Annotated in this window: 18 protein-coding genes and 1 riboswitch; of the genes, 8 read left to right on the forward strand and 10 right to left on the reverse strand. The window is 43.4% G+C overall.

Going from position 1 to position 16126, the window contains the following annotated elements; translation table 11 throughout:
* The 4 genes from HP456_RS09750 to HP456_RS09765 form a co-directional block, all read left to right on the forward strand.
* On the forward strand, positions 1–647 hold a 647-nt coding region (locus HP456_RS09750), incomplete at its 5' end, for a flagellar hook-basal body protein (protein WP_172250467.1).
* Positions 648–662: 15 nt separating this feature from the next.
* Positions 663–938: a DNA-directed RNA polymerase subunit beta gene (locus tag HP456_RS09755; protein ID WP_172250469.1), complete on the forward strand. Its 276-nt coding sequence runs from the start codon at positions 663–665 to the stop codon at positions 936–938.
* Between the two features lie 122 nt (positions 939–1060).
* Positions 1061–1495 (forward strand): 3-hydroxyacyl-ACP dehydratase FabZ, encoded by a 435-nt coding sequence (gene fabZ, locus HP456_RS09760; protein ID WP_172250471.1) that lies wholly within the window; start codon positions 1061–1063, stop codon positions 1493–1495.
* A gap of 367 nt (positions 1496–1862) precedes the next feature.
* Positions 1863–2147, forward strand: coding sequence for a hypothetical protein (locus HP456_RS09765; RefSeq protein ID WP_172250473.1), 285 nt, complete (start codon positions 1863–1865; stop codon positions 2145–2147).
* Positions 2148–2180: 33 nt separating this feature from the next.
* On the opposite strand, the gene srtD is transcribed toward HP456_RS09765, so the two are convergent.
* Positions 2181–2771, reverse strand: coding sequence for a class D sortase, LPxTATN-specific (srtD, locus tag HP456_RS09770; RefSeq protein ID WP_312857748.1), 591 nt, complete (start codon positions 2769–2771; stop codon positions 2181–2183).
* Positions 2768–3076, reverse strand: coding sequence for a helix-turn-helix domain-containing protein (locus HP456_RS09775; RefSeq protein ID WP_246288919.1), 309 nt, complete (start codon positions 3074–3076; stop codon positions 2768–2770). The genes srtD and HP456_RS09775 overlap by 4 nt, the downstream gene beginning before the upstream one ends.
* Positions 3077–3331: 255 nt before the next feature.
* Between HP456_RS09775 and HP456_RS25510 the strand changes: the two genes are divergently transcribed.
* Together HP456_RS25510 and HP456_RS09785 are read left to right on the forward strand one after the other, a co-directional pair.
* The gene (locus HP456_RS25510) at positions 3332–4012 is read left to right on the forward strand and encodes a TasA family protein (RefSeq protein WP_312857749.1); all 681 of its coding nucleotides are present in this window, start codon (positions 3332–3334) and stop codon (positions 4010–4012) included.
* Between the two features lie 392 nt (positions 4013–4404).
* A riboswitch (cyclic di-GMP riboswitch) is annotated at positions 4405–4538 on the forward strand.
* A gap of 25 nt (positions 4539–4563) precedes the next feature.
* The gene (locus tag HP456_RS09785) at positions 4564–4707 is read left to right on the forward strand and encodes an anti-repressor SinI family protein (RefSeq protein ID WP_246288920.1); all 144 of its coding nucleotides are present in this window, start codon (positions 4564–4566) and stop codon (positions 4705–4707) included.
* 33 nt (positions 4708–4740) lie between these two features.
* Here the strand turns inward: HP456_RS09785 and HP456_RS09790 are convergent, their stop codons facing one another.
* Both HP456_RS09790 and HP456_RS09795 read right to left on the reverse strand, forming a co-directional pair.
* Positions 4741–5061 (reverse strand): helix-turn-helix domain-containing protein, encoded by a 321-nt coding sequence (locus tag HP456_RS09790; protein ID WP_172250479.1) that lies wholly within the window; start codon positions 5059–5061, stop codon positions 4741–4743.
* A gap of 92 nt (positions 5062–5153) precedes the next feature.
* A complete protein-coding gene (locus HP456_RS09795; RefSeq protein WP_172250481.1) occupies positions 5154–5594 on the reverse strand; it encodes a YwpF-like family protein in 441 nt (146 codons plus the stop codon).
* A gap of 413 nt (positions 5595–6007) precedes the next feature.
* On the opposite strand from HP456_RS09795, the gene ssb reads away from it, so the two are divergent.
* A complete protein-coding gene (ssb, locus tag HP456_RS09800; protein WP_172250501.1) occupies positions 6008–6379 on the forward strand; it encodes a single-stranded DNA-binding protein in 372 nt (123 codons plus the stop codon).
* 18 nt (positions 6380–6397) lie between these two features.
* Entirely contained in the window at positions 6398–6571 is a 174-nt protein-coding gene (locus HP456_RS09805) for a hypothetical protein (protein WP_172250483.1), read from the forward strand.
* A 461-nt stretch (positions 6572–7032) separates the two neighbouring features.
* On the opposite strand, the gene HP456_RS09810 is transcribed toward HP456_RS09805, so the two are convergent.
* The 6 genes from HP456_RS09810 to HP456_RS09835 form a co-directional block, all read right to left on the reverse strand.
* Positions 7033–9861 carry a DEAD/DEAH box helicase gene (locus HP456_RS09810; RefSeq protein WP_172250485.1) on the reverse strand — a complete coding sequence of 943 codons (2829 nt, stop codon included), beginning with the start codon at positions 9859–9861 and terminating at the stop codon, positions 7033–7035.
* Positions 9854–11506 (reverse strand): SWIM zinc finger family protein, encoded by a 1653-nt coding sequence (locus tag HP456_RS09815; protein WP_172250487.1) that lies wholly within the window; start codon positions 11504–11506, stop codon positions 9854–9856. Before HP456_RS09815 ends, HP456_RS09810 begins: the two co-directional genes overlap by 8 nt.
* Before the next feature lie 147 nt (positions 11507–11653).
* Positions 11654–11833: a hypothetical protein gene (locus HP456_RS09820; RefSeq protein WP_172250489.1), complete on the reverse strand. Its 180-nt coding sequence runs from the start codon at positions 11831–11833 to the stop codon at positions 11654–11656.
* A 43-nt stretch (positions 11834–11876) separates the two neighbouring features.
* The gene (locus HP456_RS09825) at positions 11877–13493 is read right to left on the reverse strand and encodes an alkaline phosphatase (protein WP_172250491.1); all 1617 of its coding nucleotides are present in this window, start codon (positions 13491–13493) and stop codon (positions 11877–11879) included.
* Positions 13494–13595: 102 nt separating this feature from the next.
* On the reverse strand, positions 13596–14828 hold the full coding sequence (locus HP456_RS09830; protein ID WP_172250493.1) for an efflux RND transporter periplasmic adaptor subunit: 1233 nt from the start codon (positions 14826–14828) through the stop codon (positions 13596–13598).
* Positions 14829–14850: 22 nt separating this feature from the next.
* Complete coding sequence (locus HP456_RS09835) at positions 14851–15516, reverse strand: hypothetical protein (RefSeq protein WP_172250495.1); 666 nt, start codon at positions 15514–15516, stop codon at positions 14851–14853.
* Between the last annotated feature and the right edge of the window lie 610 nt (positions 15517–16126).

A 16126-nucleotide genomic window follows, 5' to 3' on the forward strand; every position in this document is an offset into this window, starting at 1 on the left:
GAATCAGGTCAGGTACTGGCGCCAAGCTGTCCCAGGCTCAGTTGATCCTGTCCCAAGGCTCCCTGAAGCCGACAGGACGCTCATTGGACTTTGCGATGACAAGCGATCGGCAGCTCTTTAAGGTGCTTTCCCAGGACGGCGAAACAAATGCTGTCCGATACACGAGAGACGGTGCATTCTTTGTCAGTCCGACGGGGAACGGTGAATCGATGCTTGTGAATGGAAACGGCTATCCCGTACTCGATGAGAACGATAATATCATCACATTTTCTGAGGAAGCCTCCAATTTTGAATTAGGGGATGACGGAGTGCTCACGATTTCCGGTGCAGGCGGTGTAGCGGAACAAGTGAACCTAGGAATAGTTTCCATTGAAAAACCTCAATTTCTCATTCAATATGGAAGTAACCTAGTAGGTCTTCCCGAGAATTTGGATGAACTGGGAGTCGGCGCAGATGAAGTGCTGACCAACTTAACCGGCGGTGCCAGAACCGGCATCTCAATGGTACAGAATTCTCTCGAAGCCTCTAACGTCGATATTGGAAAAGAAATGACAGATATGCTGAATGTTCAACGATCCTATCAGTTCCAGGCGCGTTCCATCTCGCTTGCGGACCAAATGATGGGTCTTGTGAATGGTATACGGTAAAAGGAGTAATAAGATATGAGTGAAAAAGAACTGGTACAAGAAGCGAAAACAAGAGAAACCATTAAAGCAGAGAAAAAGGAAATCCGGAATAAAGAAGCTGAACCGCAGCGCTGGGTGCGTGTGCGGATGCTTCCGATCTGGCTCCGGATCCTTCTCGTATTTCTCCTTCTTGCTGCCAGTCTTGTGCTGGGAGCTATGTTCGGATACGGCGTCATCGGAGACGGCAATCCGGCAGATGTATTCAAAAAAGAAACCTGGCAGCACATCATCGACATCGTCATGAAGAAATAATATTAAGGCCCGTCCTATTGTGCATAAAAGTACTGCAGGACGGGCCTTTGTCAGCTATTCCATTCTCTCCGCGATTTATGTACAATGGAGAAAGGTTGAACATTACAGGAGGTACATAATAAATGCTTGATATTAATGAAATCAAACAAATCATCCCGCATCGCTATCCGTTCTTGCTGGTGGACCGAATCCTTGAAGTGGAAGAAGGCAAGAAAGCGATCGGAATCAAAAATGTGACGGCAAATGAAGAATTCTTTAACGGACATTTCCCAGATTACCCTGTCATGCCAGGCGTTCTGATCGTCGAGGCGCTTGCGCAGGTAGGGGCTGTGGCCATGCTTAAGAAAGAAGAAAACCGGGGACGGTTGGCTTTCTTTACTGGTATTGATAAATGCCGATTTAAGCGTCAGGTGAAGCCTGGCGACCAATTGAGGCTTGAAGTGGAGATGATCCGTTTCAAAGGAGCAATCGGTAAAGGAAAAGGCATCGCCACAGTTGATGGTGAAGTGGCGTGCGAACTGGAAATGATGTTTGCACTTGGTGAAAAGGAAGAATAGAATTTATTAATAACCGGTTCTGAAGCGACTTTTGGTTGCTGAGGCGCCGGTTTTTTTATTTGGTGAAGATAGAGATGGTGTTTAGCACGGTTTGGATGGATCGATTTGATGTTTGAGTCAGTTTCAAATTCAGAAGATGGGCCAGATTCAGATCAGGTAGGCTCAAATCAGTGATAACGAGCCAGGCCATACAATTCAGTGCAATCGAAACAACCGCCAAAAAAACCGATCAATCCAGACCTTAAACAACAATATAAAAAAATAAAAAAACATGTAAGTAAATTAACTTTCAGGGAAAGCTATCCATGAAAGACCACAAATGAAGGTCTTACATCAATAATTTAATGTGAGAAAGGAGTCATACATCATGAGCAAAAAATTAGTATCGATCCTTAGTGGATCAGCATTGGCAGCGATGCTTCTTGTTGGGTGTAACATGAACGATCAGGAACCGCCTCCGGAGGATGATGCACCGGTGGAAGAAGAAATGCCTGAAGATGACATGAATGGAAACGAGAATGGAAACAACAATGGAAATCAAGATCAGAACCAGCAAAATGACAAAGATGCAATGGATGATCAGAACACGCCTGAAGAAGATGCACTGGAAGATGACGCTGATATGCAGGATAAGGATAATAAAGACCAGTAAGAAAATGGGCGTAGAAGCTTAATGCTTCTACGCTTAATTCATTCTCCGTGCGTTGATTATGTATCGTTCATTGGTGCTTGAGAGGTATTCGAAGGGATAGCAGGTTGAAAGGGTCAATATTTCGTCAGGGGCAGTGGACTTCAGAACAGACAGATCGGTTTCTTTTACAATGAATGTTTCAAACACTTCATATTGATGAAGCCCGGATTTTAATTGGACCTCCAGAATATCACCTATTTCGATTTCCCCCATACGTTTAAACACCGTATCTCTGTGTCCCGCCAAAAAGATTCGATCTTTTTGGCCTGGTAACTTGGTATCTGAATAATGACCGACGCCCTTTTCCAGTTCTGCTTCGTCCGTCCCTTCAATAATCGGCAATTCTTTTTTTAATTTGGGTATAGTGAGTACGCCAACTACATCTCCTTGCGCAAATGAATAGGAAATACTGTTTGTTTGGTCTTCCTCAGTATTTCCTGCTGCTTTAACAATAGTTTGTGCATCTTCTAATGCCTTTTTTTCTTGAACCTTTTGATTCGTTATATGATATCCGGAATACCCAAGTAAGGATCCGCCCCCTGCCAATAAGACAATACTCAATAGTTTTATCATATTGGTCTTCACAGGCGTTTCTCTCTTTTGAATTGGATAAATTGGATATATTCAAGAAACTCTTGTTTAGTCAATCCCTCTTCAATCGCTTTTTTTACTAGCTCCAGCCATTCCTCATCGATTGAAAAACCTTCTGATTTAAATTCAAGTAATTGACTGAGCGAAATATTTAATGTATCTGCCAGCTTTTGGAGGACCTGGATACTGGGGTTTTTTTGCAGCCCTCGTTCAATGGAACTTATATAAGACTTGGAGATACCCGCTAGATGAGAAAGCTCATTGATGGTCATCCCTCTTTCATCACGATAATATTTCAATACTTCACCTACCAAATAACTCAGTCCTTTCACAGATTCGATAATGAATTCATTATATAGAACAATAAGTATTTTATAAAAAACGAAAACGTGAGTAATCAAGAGTTTATTCGATATAAAGAACGAAAAAGCATTGGTTTGGTTGCAATTTAAAGAAATTTCGCACTTTTAAATTAATATTCTCTTTAATATACTGATGTTATCAGTTCTTTAAAACGAACTTTAGATACTTGACAGGAGAAAAACTGAAATTCTATTCAAAGGAGACTTTCTATGAAGACGATCAATAAAATCTTTAGTATTTTTATCATTTCTTTGTTTATGTTTTCTCCTGATACTTACCAAGCAGAAGAGAATAGTAAAGAACAAAAGGAAATTGATATATCCGTTAGTCCATCGCCAGTATTGTTCAATCTTACTAATTTAAAACCGGGGGATAAAATATCAAGAGACATAACCATATCAAATAAAGGTAAACAGGATTTCCGTTATCTTTTTTCTAATACATTTTTAAGGGGATCAGAGAAATTCTATAATGAATTGATTCTGGAAGTCAGTGATGGGAAGGCAATCCTGCTAGAAGGAAGAGTAAAGGATTTCAAAAAGCTGGATCTGAGGGCTTTAGAAAGTAACTCATCTGAAACACTGCAAATAACAATTGAAATACCATATGAGCTTGGGAATGAATTTCAAGGACTATCAACCGAATTTCAGTTCAATTTCCTTGTCGAAGGGCCGGATGGCGCAGTTGTTCCAGTTGACGGGAATAATATATTGCCCGACACAGGAACGGACTATTTTAAGTTTTTACTAATAGGAATTGTTCTCTTTATCAGTGGAGTTTGCTTATACATGTTTACAGGAAGAAAGAGAAAGTTTGCATCAAGGAAAATTACATTACCTGAATTTCCCCTTAAAGAAAGGAAAGAGGCATAGTATGTATAAAAAAATATGCACCCGCTGTACAAGGGCATCATTCAGCAGTACTGAAACAGGACAATGGCTTTGTCCATCATGCGGCCATGACTTGACTGAGCATTCTTTTTATGACTCCAACACTTTCCAGAATATTAATGACAAGGTCCTTCCTTTAAAGAAAAAACTGGAAGCATACCGCAGCCAAAAAAATAAAAAATTTTCGTAACCATTCGACACAATCCTCTCCATTCCGCTCTATTTATGAAAGAAAGTGAAAAAATCATTATTACTTTTGTCAAATAATAACTAATTTTGTTGGAAAATCGAATAAAAATAATTAGCAGAAAAGACAAAAACTAACAGTTTAAGCCGTTTTTTATTAGTATAATGAGTTTAGTTCAAAGGGGCTAGTCAGACAAAGGCAAACCTATTGAAAAATAGGGACGCAAAGTCACAGATCTAAGGTGAAAAGATGCGTACGATTTGATGGTAACTTACAAAGAAGAAGTGCACATCGGGCAACTAGGATGGCTGGATTGCCTGAAATACATACTTGTATTTTGGGAGGAATGGAATTGGAGAAGAGTGAACTGGATTTAGAATGGATTGAACTAGTCAAACAAGCACTGGATGCAGGAATTTCAAAAAATGATATTAGAGAGTATCTGCAAAGTCATAAAAAAAATGCAGTGAATGAATACGAAATCGTGTAAATGTGAAAAGTCTTGCAATTCATTTGCAAGACTTTATTTATTACCCAGTTTCCATTTATTAAATTCGATAAACTCGCGGAATTGCTCCTTCGTTATACCTGAATCCATCGCTTCCTCAGCAATCTTGATCCACTCACGATCAACTGAAGTATCCCCTGATTCGTCATGTAGTAATGCGTCCATCGGAATGCCCAAAGCGGCAGAAACCTTTTCCAGAAACTGTATGGATGGGTTTTGTTGGATGTTTCGTTCGATGGAACTAAGATATGACTTTGCAACCCCGGCTTTTTCAGCCAGCTCTGTCATAGACATTCTTTTTTCCTGTCTATACCTTTTCACTCTTTCTCCGATCATGGTGGACACCTACCTATAAAATCGTTTCGATAATCTTATTATATCAAACCGTCAATACCTGCTCTATAAGAAGTTTACATATTTCGGGGAAATTAGACACTCGGTTTTGAGGCAGCCGCAATTCGAGGCTTAGACACCATCTTTTCACGGAATTCTTTCACCAGTTCATCACCGGTATACCCTTTTTGGACCAAATCATCCAATAAAAGCTCGGCATATTCATTACGCTGCTTTTTTAATTTTCCTTCAAATAAGATACTCATTCGGTCGTTTATTTTTTTAATTTTGCGAATGGACGTTAAGAACGCAGCAGGGTCATTCGCTTTATGAGAGATGACGACCTGGATTTCCAAATCATCCTTTTGCTGCTGAACCTTTTGGAAAAACTCGATGTACTTCTGGGACAAATACGTTTCCACAAGCCAAGTGCTGTTTCCGTCCTCTTTATTAATAATCAGACCGTCCTCAATGTCGAAATCATGGAGTTCATCATTATCCACTACCTGAAGTGATATCACTTTAAAGGTTTTCATGAACAAACATCTCCCATAAATAGGTTTTAGTAAAAGGCTGTTTTTTAAAAGTTTGTACTCGTGAAAAATTTCGGAATAAATTGCGTTCAGGTGCTCTTTTCGAAATTAGGTTTAAACCAAACTATCCGGATTGTTCAGGGATTTTCATGTATGTACAACAAAAAATGCGAAAAGAGTCTAGTTAAAAAAAGTATATCACAGAGGGAATGGAATCCCTAATATGAAATTGTGTTAAAAAAGTGCAATTTCAGATATTCAGCCCTTTTATGGCTTGAAAATGGGAAATCTCCTTAGGTGAATTTGTCGAATTGGAGGGTGAACATGCTTCGAAATCGGTGAATCTGCCATTTTACAAGTGTGGGAAGGGGGGGTAACATGAAATCATTCCAAGGAGAAAGGAGTGTTAAATGAAGGTGATCAATCAAGTAACCCTTGTGGGCAGGCTCACCAAGGATCCCGAAGCGAGGAAAACGGCGGAAGGCAGGTCGGTCCTCAATGTGACAGTTGCCGTGAACCGCCAGTTCAAAAACCAGCAGGGACAGGTCGATGCTGATTTCGTCCTGTGCAAACTATGGAATAAAGCTGCAGACAATACCGATAAATATTGCCGCAAAGGGTCCGTCGTCGGCATCACGGGCAGAATCCAGACCCGCAATTATGAAAATGACCAAGGCAAGCGGATCTATGTCACGGAAGTGGTCGCCGAATCGATAAGATTTCTTGATTCGAAGCCGCCTGATAGAGATCAGGCACCGGCAAAAGAACCTGTCGATCTGCCATTCTAGAAGAAGGGAGAGATACATGTGGCAACCCTGCAAACACTGGAACAACGAATCGACCGACTGGAAAAATTGAACGAAGAACTGATCAAAAAAGTAGCAAGGGCAAACGTCGAGAATTTCTACCTGTCCCAACGGGTCACCGCTCTTGAACAAGGCTACGACTATCCGAAAGCCGTCCTGCAAACCACATCTTAAGGAATCCTTCGCATATGTCCCCAACTTAGAGCTCTTCACACGTATATCCTGTTTCATCATACAATTTCTGTCCAACCTATAAGTATTTATCTCAAATCCAATTGTGATCTTATCACCGCGTTATCCCTCTATCATACCTCATTAGAAATAGAATATCGTAAGTAAGTATTGAAGTAGTAATACAATTCCCCAATATGTCTTCTTGTAGGGTCGGTTTCCAGTGGAACCGGCTGTTTTTTTGTGGTTTTGGAGATGGAGCGTGGGGGAGTTTATATGTTTCGGTTTATCGTTAGTGGAACAGAGGCAAGACAAGGAAAACGTTGAGATATGGTCCACTTCAGAGATATAGAACCTTCTGGAAATGATATTAAACTGCCCCCGTCTTTTCTGCAAAGCGAACACCCCGCCTGCCAACAGCAAAAAACCCCTTCCCAAACGGAAAGGGATCCTGCTGCAAATACTTATTCCAGCACGAGCAGGGACTGCAGATCCTGATCAGACAACTCCGTAACCCACTGGTCGCTTCTAATGATTTCATCATTCAACGCCTGTTTCTTCTCGAGCATCGCGTCGATTTTTTCCTCGAGTGTTCCTGATGCCACCATCTTATGAACATGGACAAACCGTTGCTGACCGATTCGGTAAGCCCGGTCGGTGGCTTGGTTTTCGACTGCCGGGTTCCACCAGCGGTCGTAGTGGATGACGTGGTTGGCAGCTGTCAGATTCAACCCGGTTCCTCCGGCCTTCAAGGAAAGAAGGAATACAGGGAAGTCTCCGTTCTGGAATCGTTCCACCAATTCATCGCGCTTGCCTTTGGCCATACTTCCGTTCAGAAAGGGAACATCGACGGCGAATTCCTTCTTGATGACTTCCTGAATCATTTCCCCCATTGAAATATACTGGGTGAATATCAGTGCAGCCTCTCCGGATTCGAGTGCGGTTTCCACGATGTCTTTCAGCTTCTGCATTTTTTCGGAACGGGTCAGGATCGATTTCGGATCCGGTTCTTTCAGATAAAGAGCCGGATGGTTGCATAGCTGCTTCAATTGATTCAGCATCTGTAAAATCAATCCCTTGCGTTCGAATCCGCTCAGCGTTTCGATTTTGCTCAATGTTTCCTGAACAAGCTGCTCATAAAGGGCTGCCTGTTCAGCTGTTAAGCTGCAGTATTCTTTTTGCTCGATTTTTTCCGGCAGGTTGAGCTCTACTTCAGGATCCTTTTTCGTCCTTCGCAGCAGGAACGGTTTGATTTTAGCCTGAAGCTCGCGGACTTTCTCCTCAGATTCATCTTTTTCAATCGGTGCAATGTAATTTTTCTGGTATTGCGTAAACCCGCCAAGATAGCCATGGTTCAGGAAATCAAAGATGGACCAAAGTTCAGACAACCGGTTTTCCATCGGTGTACCGGTCAGTGCGATATGGTGTTTACCAGTCAGCTTGCGGATCGCACGCGACTGTTTCGTGTTCGCATTCTTGATGTTCTGGGCTTCATCCAGTGAGATGGAGCTCCAATCCACTAAAGACAGCTCTTCGAAATCAATATGGGACAAGCCGTAAGAAGTGAGGACGATGTCCATATCCGCTATCCGTTCAGAAAATTTCTCCTCTTTTGCACGCGATGGACCGTAATGCAGATGAACTTTCAAATCGGGGGAGAATTTTTCGATCTCACGCTGCCAGTTGCCCAGAACCGAGGTAGGCGCGATGATCAGAGCCGGCGTCTCGGGTTTTTCGGCCGCTTTCACATGAAGCAGATACGTGATGAGCTGAACCGTTTTCCCAAGCCCCATATCATCTGCAAGACACGCTCCAAAGCCGAATTTTCGTAAAAATAACATCCAGCTCATCCCAAGCTGCTGATAAGGACGAAGCTCTCCGATAAAGTTTTCAGGAGTCTTAACCACAGGTATCGAAGAGACATTTGTTAACTGACTGACAAGTTTTTTCAGAGAACGATTAAGTTCCAGTTGAATCCGTGCATATTTATAGGGATCATACTCGTCATCAGACTCACCAGCGTCATCCTCTTCATCCCTTGGCACCAGCTCCTGTTCAAGCATATCCTGAATTGAGATGCCTTCCTGTTTCGCTTTCGTCATCATTTGCTGGATACGGCGGATCATCGCCGGATCAAGCTTCATCCATTGGCCGCGGATTTTCACCAGCCTCCGCTGATCATCTACCAGCTTATTAAAATCTTCTTCTGATAAATTGACCCCGTTCATGGACAGGCGCCAGTCAAAATCAAGCATGGCGTTCAGCCCTACAAAAGAAGGACGGTAACTGGTGTCTGTATTTTTCAACTTCGCTTTCACCAATACCTGGGCATCCTTCATCGCTTCCCACCATGATGGAAGGAGGATTTCGATATCAAGGTCGATCAGCTTTTCACTGAGGACCGACAAGAAATCCCACGCATCCTGCTCGCTCAGGGAATCAGTTAAGGAACCGTCTGGATCACGCAGTATCGGCATCATTTTCAACCAGCGTTCCTGCTCTTCCCGCACCTGAGGCAGAAATCGTATCCAGGAGGGGGGAACAGTATCCTCTGCTAACGAAATCACCCGTTTTTCTTTTTTCCGGTCGCGCAAAATCGTCTCAAGCTGCCATGTTTCATCCTCATCGAGCGGCTCCGCGATCCTCAATCCAATGGAAAACGGCAGTTCCTCATCCTCTTCACCACGGATCCATTCACTCCAGCGCTTCTCATCAAAATAAGCATGAAGCTCTTCGGAAGTCAGCGTACTTTCCTTCAACTTCTGAATCCTCTTCATCGCCTCTGACCCGCCGGCGGCCATGGCCTCATTCAGAGATCCTTCAAACCACTGCTGCGTTAGAGTGCTGAGGGATAAACCCTCTGGAAGGTCCTGCTGCCAAAACTCTTCGTTGAAGTTTTTCCAGACTTCATCAGGGATATGGAATTGAAGCCCTGTTTCCTTCCATTCCTGAAAGCGGGGGAGCCACCGTCCGGCTTCGATTGCTTCATAGATGACAGGGGCGATCGCGTTGCATGCCTGGCCGGTTTCGTCCCAGTCCCAATCCACCGTCCCGCTGAAATGCTCCTGAGCAAGAAGAGAAAGAAGCTGCCACTTAGAGACGACAATCCCGTCACTCACAATCATGTCGTTCAGAAGCGTTCCATAGTTGGATTCCTCATGCCAAAGGAACAGCTGACTTTTCCACTCTGATGGCGGAATAAGGTTTCCATTCCCATTTTCTGCGGTAAGAAAGAAACGGTCTTCATATTTAGCTGCATCTACATTGATTTTCACGGAAGACAGTTTAAGCATCAATTAACTTTCCCTTTCTGCATTCTTCTTGAAACGCACGTAATCGCTTATATTTTTCCAGGATGTAATCAAGGTAGGCATCCCATTTATCCGTTTGCTTCAGTTTCTTATAAATCGTCCTGATTTTCTTCATATACCGGACCGCCTGCCTGTAGCTGTCGCGGTTCTTCTGCTCGATCGCATCAACCACGCCATTATAATAAAGAGGAAGGGCAAGCTCAGGTGACTCCTTATACACTTGAGGAAGACCGACATTCTCCATTTCAGGGATGGAATAGCCCATATATTTCTGCAATTCCACCCATTCGCGGTAGGATCTCGTTTGAAGCAGGAATTCGGTGTAGCTGTAATAGCTGAATGGCAGCATGGACAGCAGGAGCTCCCTTAAGAAGTGAGGATCCCTTTCCATCAGCCATTCTGCCGGCAGCTTCCGCACGAACCAGCGAACGAAGCTTGACGCTTCATAATGGTCCCGTTCCTGGATGTAAACCGGGAGTCTTTTCAAAATCGCCTTAAGCAAAAGAAGCAGCGCCTCGTACCGTTTCGAGAGCACGAATTTCACCAGCCAGAACTCTGAATATACGACAAGTTCCGTTCCGATCCTTTCCACCATCTCATCTGCCTTTTCAATCTCTTCAAGAAGCAGATATTGATGAAGGAGGGCAATTTGGATGAATAGGCCCTCAGGCGTTTCAGACGCTTCCAGGCGCTTCACCTCATCACGCCGCCAAGCCTTTTGCTTGAACAGATAGTACCAAATGAAACGATACACTTCCGATTTGACGGTGGTACTGTGATTCGGATCCTCGCTCATTTCGGCGGATCTTTCTTTCAAAAATGCAATGAAGGGATCGAAGCTGAACGGCATGGCGTGCACCGAGAGTTTCTCAATCGCATCCTCCATCTGGTCCAAGAGAAAATCAAAGAGGGCATACTGCTCACGGTTCAGTTCAATGTTTTTCTTTTGTAAAAAAAGATCTACCCTCAATGTAAGGAAGAAAGTGGCGAAAAGCTGATATAAAGGCTTCCATTCACGTTCAAATGGCGCTTCCTTATTGAATCGTTTATAAATATTCTGAATAATGACGTCCATCAAATAGGGCTGGCGTTCTAGAAGCTGAAGGTCTTCTTTCTGTAAGAGCGTCTCGAAAAACATCCACCATTCCTCTGGTGTATTTCCCCGTGATTTCCGTTCCTGCAGTAAGTCACTGGCTTTCCGCAGAGCACCGGTACCGCCGTGTTTCTTCAATAATTCATTCAGCGAAGATTTATCATCCGCAGCCGCAGCGGGAGAGCTTTCCTGGCTGCGCCATTCCTGAATCCACTCACTGACCCGGGCCACTTTGTTATATAGCATGAAAAACGTGGCCATCCGATGACGGCACCATCCCGAGTATGGGCACGAGCATCTGCTCAGTAATGGAAACTGCAAATCGAGGCGCACAGAAACAGGCGTGACATCTTGAACGTCGGCACTTGCTTCCTCATCGCGGACTTTTACGTTCGACACCAGGTTCTGGCGAAACAAAAGAAGCCCTTTAGAGACAATATTACGCCCTTCGTCAGTCCCGGGGTTCAACTCACCCTGAATCGACCGACTCATCGGAATCAATTTATCCTTCAATTCCTCAATCCGAATCGCCATCCAACAATCTCTCCCATCTATAAAATCGCATTCTTTAATTATAACGTAAAAGGTGGGGGGAATGGAATAAGAGAGGGGAAAAGTGCAGAAGTTCGGGAAGTAGAGGTGAAATATTTCTCGGGAAATGTCGAATGACGGGATGAAAGTTTATGTCTGGGGCAGGGTGGTGTACCAGGTACAAATCGGGTGGGTTGTACCTGGTACAGAAACTTCAAATTGTACCAGGTACAATACCGGGAATAAACGCCAGGTACGGAACGTCAGTGGTGCCAGGCACCAATCATTCCATTCGTGCCAGGCACAAATTGCCCTGTTTGTGCCTGACACCCTGCCAACCTGCTAAATCGAACCGGTGCCAAACCCAAAACCCCTACTCCTCAAAATGAATATAAAAAGTCCCCCCGCTATGAACATTCACGCTTTGCAGTCCAATAGCCTCGCCATTTTTAAAATAAACGTTCTTATTCTCTGGAAAACGAAGTTCCTCATTACCTCGAGTCACGACCAACTCAGGGTTTTTGTTATCCCTTTTATCGATCAGCACTTTATATCCACGCTCTCTAAAAAATTCCTTTCCATCCACATACCATGTTGAAAACGGACCTGTATCCAATGAAAACCCAAGATAGTCTGCCATCACTGCTGGCAAAGCTGTATTTTCAATCAATCCGACAGGTTTTCCCGGACCGTATGCATATAAGAATACATCCTCACCGGTATGTCCGTGAGTGGAGAATCCTATATTCGCCCGTTTTGCCATCAGCTTGACCATTTCATTCTCCAGGTCTTTCACATTTTTTGCTTCTTCCACGGCACAGTACTCTTTTTTGCTTAGTCCAGTCAGACCGTAGGATTTTAACACTTCTTTCAAATTGGAGCGATCCTTTTTCAATTGAGAGGTAGCCCCCTTGACTGTATACTTCGCTTTTTTCAAAGGATCAATGAAATTCTCCAAGGGCTGACTTTTATATGTCTTATCCGTATCGGCATTTCCAAGTGTCAGTCCGCTGTTTCCGTGATCTGTGACCGCAACGACCATGGTATTGCCATCCTGCTCTGCAAACTTCAGTGCTTCCCCTGCCGCCTGATCAAAGCTGAGGACCTCGCTGATCATTCCGACAGGATCATTCTTGTGGGCAGCCCAGTCGACTTTGCTTCCTTCCACCATCAGAAAGAAGCCTTTATCCTTATCGGAAAGCTTTTCAATCGCAGCTCTTGTCATTTCGGCAAGCGTCGGTTCATCCGGTTTTAACTTTTTCCGGTCAAAATCATAGGCGAGATCCTCTTCTGCGAATGCTCCCCACAGTTTTTCTTCCGGGTTCCTTTTTGAAAGTCCATCCCGCGTTGTAGTAAAGGAGTAAAGAGATTGGGATTTTAACTTAGAGAGGAGGTTTTCGCCGTCTTCGCGGGAAATCTGTTTGGTTTTGAGCATGCCGTCGTCGTTTTTGACAGTATTTTTAGACTTCGGTTTGAGCCAGGCTGCCCCGCCGCCGAGGATGACATCGAGTTGCTGGTAGACTTGCTGTTCGCCGATGTCGCCGAATTCATTCCGATCCAATACATGGGAAGTGAATGCGGCAGGGGTAGCGTGCTGGACAGGGGAGGTGGCGACGATTCCCGTTGCATAGCCCGACAGTCTGGCAGCTTCCAAAACAGTTAGAACGGGTTTGCCTTCAGCATTCATGCCGATATAGTCTGCGCGCGTTTTCCCTCCGGTGGCCATGGCCGACCCTGCTGCAGCGGAGTCTGTGATCGCGGATTCCCCCGAATACGTCCGTACGCCGCCGGCGAGTATCTTATCCAGATGCAGACCCGATCCTTTATACCAGCGGGAGAGGGTGACGATATCGGAATTCGTCCCGTCCATAATCATAAAAATGACATTTTTCTTCGCAGGATTGGCAGCGAAACCGCAGGAGCCGGGTAAAGAAAAGGCAAGCAGGGACAGAAGGATGATGACGATGAGTACAGGTTTGATTGTTTTCATGAATGGGTCTCCTTTGTAGATGATGTTCTTAGTATCGTCACCCGTAAAGAGACTATGTATGAAAAAGACCCGCTCCGGATGAGAGCAGGTCTTCGAAAAATATTATTTTCTTTCTAATATGCCTAGCAGCAGATTTTCCAGGACATCCGGGCGGTCCATTTTTTTCAAATCTCTCAGTTTAATCTGATCCCAGTCAAGGGCGGTAATGAATGAAGCACCACTTCTCAGTGCGGGAACTTCCCCAGGGTTGACTATATAATATTCGCCGGCTTTTACTCCGGATTTGATCTGGATCTGTCCGTCTACCTGCAAACCGGTTTCGACAGTCCTTTTTTTGACGTCACCCTTGTCCGTCAGCACCCAGATATGCTTTTTTGGACTGGAATTTTCTACCGATGTGACTGGTACGACTAAAGCATTTTTCACTTCATCTGTAATGACGGATACAAGCACATGATGACCCGGAAGAAGATTGTTCTCTTCATCCTGGAGCTTGATTTCGACCGGATACATGCTGTCCGTTTCCAGATGCGGATCTCTTTTAGGAAGGGAAGAAACGTCTGTGACCAGTCCTTTTTGAGTTTTCTTTTCGACTTCCGATTGGACTTTGGCATTCATGTTTTCTTCTACTTCCATGATTTCTTTTTCAGTCAGGTCTGTTGTGACGATAGTCGAAGTTGAGGCAATCGTAATCAGTGGATTCTGGACGGCGTGGGAGAGTTCCTTGATGATTCCGTCTCCGCTGCTTTCGACTGTCAGCGTTGTTTCATATGATTCGAGATCGGATATTTGCCGCTCGAGGCTGTCGATTTTATTTTCCAAGCGATCCATTTCGAGTTCTCGAGAGGCAATTTCCTTCTTTATATCATATTCTGTTTCAAGGGCAGTTGCTTCAAGGGGCATCTCTTCTTCATCATAGGAAGAAGGAAGAGTACCTTCGAGTCGTTCCAAATCAGAAATATTGTCTTCAATGCTGTCGATCTCATCTTCAAGCTGATCAACTTCCGATTCGAGGACATCTTTTTGTCCTGTGAAATCGGTTACTTCATACTCGTAAAGAGGCGTGCCCGCTTTCACTTCGTCTCCTTCTTTAACAAGGAACTTCTTGAAGGAGCCGAATTCGTCATTGAAGTAAAGGTAGATTTCGTCTGCAGAAGTGACAACACCGGATTTAGGCAACTCTTTTTGCAGATCATCCTTTTCGGCCGGCTGCCATTCTTCGATCCGGACTTCGCGGTCAACCTTGCTCTTTGCTTTTTCGATCAGATAAGCATTCGTTCCGACAAACAGGAGAGAAAGAGTTAGCCCTGTATATAAAACTTTACGTTTATTCATAATTAATCCCAGCCTTTAGACATTAAATTAATGTTGAAAAATCGATGTAGGCTAAAAATGCGGTGATGGACCAGAAAAATAAATTGGTCAATAGGATAACTGTCCAGATGAGCCAGTTCTTTTGTTCCGTGAGTCGTTTCAATCCTTTGTATTGAATGTAAAAGATCCATACTTTGAATAGCGAGAAGCTTCCCAAGAAATAGATGACCCATGGTTTCGCTGTTATGTATTGGGCGATGACCCCCAGTGAAAGGGGAGACGAGAACCAATCAAGGGAGAAGATCATGGATAATGGGATATAAGTTAATCGTTCGAGTAAAAGGATAAGCAGGACCAACGCTTGAACGATTACGAGCTTGCGGTATTCACCCTTCTCGGAGATTGTCCAGTAAATGACAGCCGGTACGAACAGGATGATGGCAGCATATACTATCCCTGCAATGATTCTGCCCAGGAAAAACATGAATTTCTCTAGTTCGTAAGATGGTGGTGACAGCTTGGTCAATTCTTTTGAAAGAGGATCCATTCCTATCCCAAGAGCGGATATAAGTCCGAAGATAAATGCGGATAGCAGAAAAAGATTGAAAATACGTTTCCTGTATCCCTTTAGTGCTTCCATTTCTTTAAGCTGGTAAAAAAAGAATGAAGGCTGTTTTAGTCCTTTTAAAAGCTTTACTTCTTTATGCATGCTGAAGGCCCTCCATCAAAATGGGATGTAACTTCTATTCTAGCGGAAATTATCGAAGTTTTCCATATATTGTAGAATAATAGAAAAATGGAATAAAAAAAAGCGCCAAAAGACGCCTTTTTAAAGGTTATATGTTAAATAAGTAGTCCCCACTATAACAACAATCGTTGCAACAAAAATGCTTATGTACATCAAAATTTTGCGGTTTTTCTTTTTTTCCATGATTTCTTCCGGGGTTGAAAACAAAAAAATCCCTCCTAATTTTGGTATTTTTAACTGGCGTGTATAGACCTTTTAGCTTTGCTTCATTTAAAACCATTAAATAGTATAGCACTATCCTAATTCTATATCGTCCAAAAAAATTAAAGTAAAAATAGTAAAATAGTCATTATTTTGACATAATTCTACTTTTTATATGTGTATAAATCTGGTAATATAACAATAAATTGATGTTTGAAATTTCGGCAAATAGTGTATTAAAGTATAAAGAAATTGTTAGAAAATGTAGGAGGTTGTCTTTTTGAATACTAAACCGAGCAAAGATCAGCATGTTCTCTCTGTCATGCAAAAAGCATTCGACAAAGGGCAGCAGGGGAACATGGATGCGAAT

Source organism: Bacillus haikouensis (assembly GCF_013179555.1).
Classification (GTDB): domain Bacteria; phylum Bacillota; class Bacilli; order Bacillales; family Bacillaceae_B; genus Rossellomorea; species Rossellomorea haikouensis_A.

Coding starts and splice junctions, on each gene's coding strand:
- HP456_RS09765 (WP_172250473.1), top strand. CDS start 1,863: ATGAGCAAAAAATTAGTATCGATCCTTAGTGGATCAGCATTGGCAGCG.
- HP456_RS09790 (WP_172250479.1), bottom strand. CDS start 5,061: ATGATCGGAGAAAGAGTGAAAAGGTATAGACAGGAAAAAAGAATGTCT.
- fabZ (WP_172250471.1), top strand. CDS start 1,061: ATGCTTGATATTAATGAAATCAAACAAATCATCCCGCATCGCTATCCG.
- HP456_RS09795 (WP_172250481.1), bottom strand. CDS start 5,594: ATGAAAACCTTTAAAGTGATATCACTTCAGGTAGTGGATAATGATGAA.
- HP456_RS09815 (WP_172250487.1), bottom strand. CDS start 11,506: ATGGCGATTCGGATTGAGGAATTGAAGGATAAATTGATTCCGATGAGT.
- HP456_RS09810 (WP_172250485.1), bottom strand. CDS start 9,861: ATGCTTAAACTGTCTTCCGTGAAAATCAATGTAGATGCAGCTAAATAT.
- HP456_RS09755 (WP_172250469.1), top strand. CDS start 663: ATGAGTGAAAAAGAACTGGTACAAGAAGCGAAAACAAGAGAAACCATT.
- HP456_RS09825 (WP_172250491.1), bottom strand. CDS start 13,493: ATGAAAACAATCAAACCTGTACTCATCGTCATCATCCTTCTGTCCCTG.
- HP456_RS09830 (WP_172250493.1), bottom strand. CDS start 14,828: ATGAATAAACGTAAAGTTTTATATACAGGGCTAACTCTTTCTCTCCTG.
- HP456_RS09785 (WP_246288920.1), top strand. CDS start 4,564: ATGGAATTGGAGAAGAGTGAACTGGATTTAGAATGGATTGAACTAGTC.
- HP456_RS09835 (WP_172250495.1), bottom strand. CDS start 15,516: ATGCATAAAGAAGTAAAGCTTTTAAAAGGACTAAAACAGCCTTCATTC.